The organism is Chitinimonas sp., assembly GCF_041904975.1.
Classification (GTDB): domain Bacteria; phylum Pseudomonadota; class Gammaproteobacteria; order Burkholderiales; family Chitinimonadaceae; genus Chitinimonas.
Genome location: NZ_JAYRLZ010000169.1, coordinates 5,651 through 9,332, shown reverse-complemented (window position 1 = coordinate 9,332; position 3,682 = coordinate 5,651). Strand labels below are relative to the sequence as shown.

General features: G+C 63.6%; 5 protein-coding genes. 4 read left to right on the top strand and 1 reads right to left on the bottom strand.

From position 1 onward, the window contains the following. Positions 1 to 400: 400 nt before the first annotated feature. The 4 genes from ACE3OH_RS14930 (at position 401) to ACE3OH_RS14915 (ending at position 3,465) form a co-directional block, all read left to right on the top strand. Complete coding sequence (locus ACE3OH_RS14930; protein WP_374354517.1) at positions 401 to 1,633, top strand: MFS transporter; 1,233 nt, start codon at positions 401 to 403, stop codon at positions 1,631 to 1,633. Positions 1,634 to 1,668: 35 nt separating this feature from the next. Next, positions 1,669 to 2,574: a LysR substrate-binding domain-containing protein gene (locus ACE3OH_RS14925; protein ID WP_374354514.1), complete on the top strand. Its 906-nt coding sequence runs from the start codon at positions 1,669 to 1,671 to the stop codon at positions 2,572 to 2,574. A gap of 12 nt (positions 2,575 to 2,586) precedes the next feature. After that, positions 2,587 to 3,117, top strand: coding sequence for an N-acetyltransferase family protein (locus tag ACE3OH_RS14920; protein WP_374354511.1), 531 nt, complete (start codon positions 2,587 to 2,589; stop codon positions 3,115 to 3,117). Positions 3,118 to 3,225: 108 nt separating this feature from the next. Further along, the gene (locus ACE3OH_RS14915) at positions 3,226 to 3,465 is read left to right on the top strand and encodes a SlyX family protein (RefSeq protein ID WP_374354508.1); all 240 of its coding nucleotides are present in this window, start codon (positions 3,226 to 3,228) and stop codon (positions 3,463 to 3,465) included. Here the strand turns inward: ACE3OH_RS14915 and ACE3OH_RS14910 are convergent. Then, a partial coding sequence (locus tag ACE3OH_RS14910; protein WP_374354505.1) for a hypothetical protein occupies positions 3,459 to 3,682 on the bottom strand: 224 nt, incomplete at its 5' end. The two genes, ACE3OH_RS14915 and ACE3OH_RS14910, sit on opposite strands and share 7 nt — an antisense overlap.

Below are 3,682 nucleotides of genomic sequence, written 5' to 3'. Positions count from 1 at the left end.
GCGCTCTGTGTTCTCCCTGTTCTCGGTGTCTCCAGGTTTGCCCTTTGGCACCGACTTCAGTACCGGACGAGCGCTGGCAACTACCAGTCCGTAGACGCCGAGAGCCTGAAACCCCAAATTCTGTGGGCACCGAACCCACGTGGGTCGGAATTTATTCCGACTACTGCAGGCAATACCTGACCACGGCCAAGCACTGCTGTCGGAACAAGTTCCGACCTACGGACTGCCGACCAGCTTCCTTGCGGTATTCCTTTTAGCCTGAGCACTGGGGTGAAAGCTTTTCGCACTGCCCGACCTGTGCCATTGCCGCCTTCCTACGCAAAGCTGTTTTGCAGTTGCACGCATTTTTCGCACAACTGCCTTGGCCTACATTGGCGCTGTCGCCGCCCTGGAGCTACCGATGTCTGCCTTGAAGCTTGCTGCGCCCTTTTGGCGCCCCCTGCAACGCCGTGTCAGCGGACTGCCGTCGATGGCGATGGTGCTGGCGGTCACTTTGTTCATTGCCCGTACCGGTGGGGTCGCCAAGTATTTCATGGGCCTGTACCTGCGCGAGTCGCTCGGCCTCGGTATCGACACCATAGGCTGGCTATTGGCCAGCTACGGCAGCGGCATGGTGCTGGGCTCCTACGCCATCGGCGTACTCAGCGACCATGTATCGCCACGCAGGCTGGCGGTGGCGCTGTTTGTCGCCTCGGGCGTGGCGCTCGCCATGCTGGTGGTGGTGAGCGTGCCCTGGCAGCTGGGTTTGTTGCTGTTTATCAGCGGCGTCTTCGATAGCGGCCCGCGCCCGATCAACCAGCGGCTGATCATGGAAGCCTGCACCGAGGCCGAGCGGCCACGGGCGCAGGCGCTGAACCGGGTAGCGGTGAATCTGGCCGCCGCCATGGCCGGCCTGCTCGGTGGCGTGCTGGCGCACTGGGATTACCGGCTGGTGTTTGTGGTCAATTCCCTGGCCGCCTTTGGCGCCGCCGCTTGGCTGGCCTGGGCGCTGCGCCATCTGGCCCTGCCCGAGGCGCCACGCCCGAGCGGACAGCAGCCGGCCACGCCCGGCAGCATTGAAGGCGAGCTGCCGTATCGCGATGGCCTGTTCATGATGCTGCTGGCCGGCGCCTTGGCCCTGGGCATGGCTTATGAAGCGATCAATGCCATGCTCGGCAACTATCTGCGCGATTACTACCAGCTCGGCCCCACCGCGCTGGGCTGGCAGTGGGCCATCAATGGCCTGCTGGTGGTAGGCCTGCAGATGTGGCTCACCGAATACAGCGCCCGCTGGGGCTTTCGCTGGCAGTTGGCGCTGGGCGCCGCCTTGCTCGGCATCGGCCAGCTGATGCTGCCGTTTGGCAGCGCGCTGCTGGTGGTTTGCCTCTCCACCGTGGTGTGGACCGTCGGTGAAATGCTGTTCATGCCCACCATGCAGATTCTGGTGATGCAGCGCGCCCATGGCCGACGCAGCGGGCATTATTTCGGCATGTATTCGCTGGTGTGGAGCATCTGCGCGCTGCTGGCGCCGATAGCTGGCGGGCAGCTGTATCACCACTTCGGCGGCCATGCGGTGTGGATGGGCGGTGCCACCGTGTGTGCCATCGCCCTGCCGCTGACCTTCTACGCCGCCCGCCGCCTGCAGGCGGCCTGATTGCCCTGCAACCGACTCTTTGCCAGCATGTGAGCATGGAAACCCGACAACTGCTGCACTGGTATTGCCGCACCATCGAGCTGGGCAGCTTTTCCGCCGCCGCCCGCAAGCTCGACCTGATGCCGTCCTCGCTCAGCCGCGCCATTGCCCAGCTGGAAGAAGAGCTGGGCGTGCGCCTTTTGGTGCGCAACACCCGGCGCCTGGCGCCGACCGAAGCCGGCCAGACCTACTACCAGCATGCGCTGGCGTTGCTGTCGGGCATGGATGCCGCACGCCAGGCCGCGCAAGAGCTGCAGTCCGAACCGAGCGGCACCCTGCGCGTCACCGCGCCGCCCTTGCTCGGCCGCCGTCTGGTATTGCCTTTGCTGCCGCTGTTTTCCGAACGCTATCCACGCATCAACCTGGAACTGCGCCTGACACGCGATGCCATCGATTTGCCGCGCAGCGGCACCGATGTCGCGCTGCGGGTGACCAAGGCGCCGCCCAACGAGCCCTATCACTCCGAATTGCTTGGCCAGTACCAGCGGCTGATCTGCGCCAGCCCGGCCTATCTGGCCCGCCATGGCACGCCACAACACCCGAATGATCTGAAACAGCATCGCTGCCTCACCATACTGGAGCTGGACGAAACACGCGCCTGGCGCTTTCGCGATGGCGAGCAGCTATTCAGCGTCGATATTCCCTGCCGCCATAGCGTCAACCAGGGCGATGTGCTGCTCGATATGGCCGAAGCCGGCATGGGCATTGCGTTTGCCGGTGACTATGTATGCGGCGACTTGCTGGCCAGCGGCCGCCTGGTGCGCCTGCTGCAGCGCTACACCATTGCCGAGCCGCTAAGCCTGTATGCCCTGTATCCGCCACTGTCACTCCCGGCCAAGACCCGCTTGTTCCTCGACCATCTGCGCGAACGGCTGGCCTTGGGGCCGAAGACCGGCTTTTAGTAGACGCCCCCCATGCCAGATACACCTGCCATCCGCATTGCCCGCCTGCAAAGCAGCGACGCCGCCGACTACCGCACGCTGATGCTCGCCGCCTACGCGCTGCACCCGGATGCCTTTACCTCGACAGCGCAAGAGCGAGAACAGCAGCCGCTGTCCTGGTGGGCGGCGCGCATCGGTGCCGAGGACGATGCCGGCGAGCAGGTAATCGGCGCCTGGGTCGATGGCACGCTGGCAGGCGTAGTGGGCGTCAGCTACGAGCGTCGCGCCAAAACCCGCCACAAGAGCGGTCTGTTCGGCATGTATGTAGCGGCGCCGTTCCGCCAGCTGGGCCTCGGGCGCCAGCTGGTCGAAGCAGCCTTGGCGCTTGCCCGGCAACGCGATGGCGTGCGGCTGATGCAGCTCACCGTCAGCGAAGGCAATGCCAGCGCCTTGCGGCTGTATCAATCCTGCGGTTTTATGTTGTTCGGCACCGAGCCATACGCCGTGCAGCACGAGGGCCGCTTTATCAGCAAGCTGCATCTATGGCGTGATCTGCACGGCTAAGGAAATGCGACGGTCGCCGGCAAGCAAGCCTGTTGATTCGGACATCAGAGACCAGAAATGGCAGGAGCAGGCCAAATCGCGCCCACAAGCACGCCAACAGCCGGCACAATGCGCGCCGATGTAAACGCGACCGAAAGCCTGGCCATGGAAGACCGCCTCACCGAACTGGAAATCAAAGCCGCCTTGCAAGATGACCTGCTGGACGAGTTGAACCGCATCGTTGCCCGCCAACAGCAACAGATCGAGTGGCTGGCGCAGGAATTGCGCCGGGTGCAGGAATTGCAACGCAATCAGGACAGCGGCAAGCCCGGCTTCAGCCTGCGCGACGAATTGCCGCCGCATTATTGATGGCGAGATGGGCCGATCAGGTTTTTTAAAGGCACGCTGGCACGGGAAAACCCATCGCGAATTGCTAAAACACTGGCACTTCGATTTACGCCATGCCACGCATCGCGCTTCGCTTCAGATGCGCCCAGCAGGCGTTGCAGGTTACGGCCTTTTGCCGAGTGCGCGGTCAGCTGCTGCGACCAGTCGTTTACAGTCCCAATCAAATCCATCGCTTTCA

Coding starts and splice junctions, on each gene's coding strand:
- ACE3OH_RS14930 (WP_374354517.1), top strand. CDS start 401: ATGTCTGCCTTGAAGCTTGCTGCGCCCTTTTGGCGCCCCCTGCAACGC.
- ACE3OH_RS14915 (WP_374354508.1), top strand. CDS start 3,226: ATGCGCGCCGATGTAAACGCGACCGAAAGCCTGGCCATGGAAGACCGC.
- ACE3OH_RS14920 (WP_374354511.1), top strand. CDS start 2,587: ATGCCAGATACACCTGCCATCCGCATTGCCCGCCTGCAAAGCAGCGAC.
- ACE3OH_RS14925 (WP_374354514.1), top strand. CDS start 1,669: ATGGAAACCCGACAACTGCTGCACTGGTATTGCCGCACCATCGAGCTG.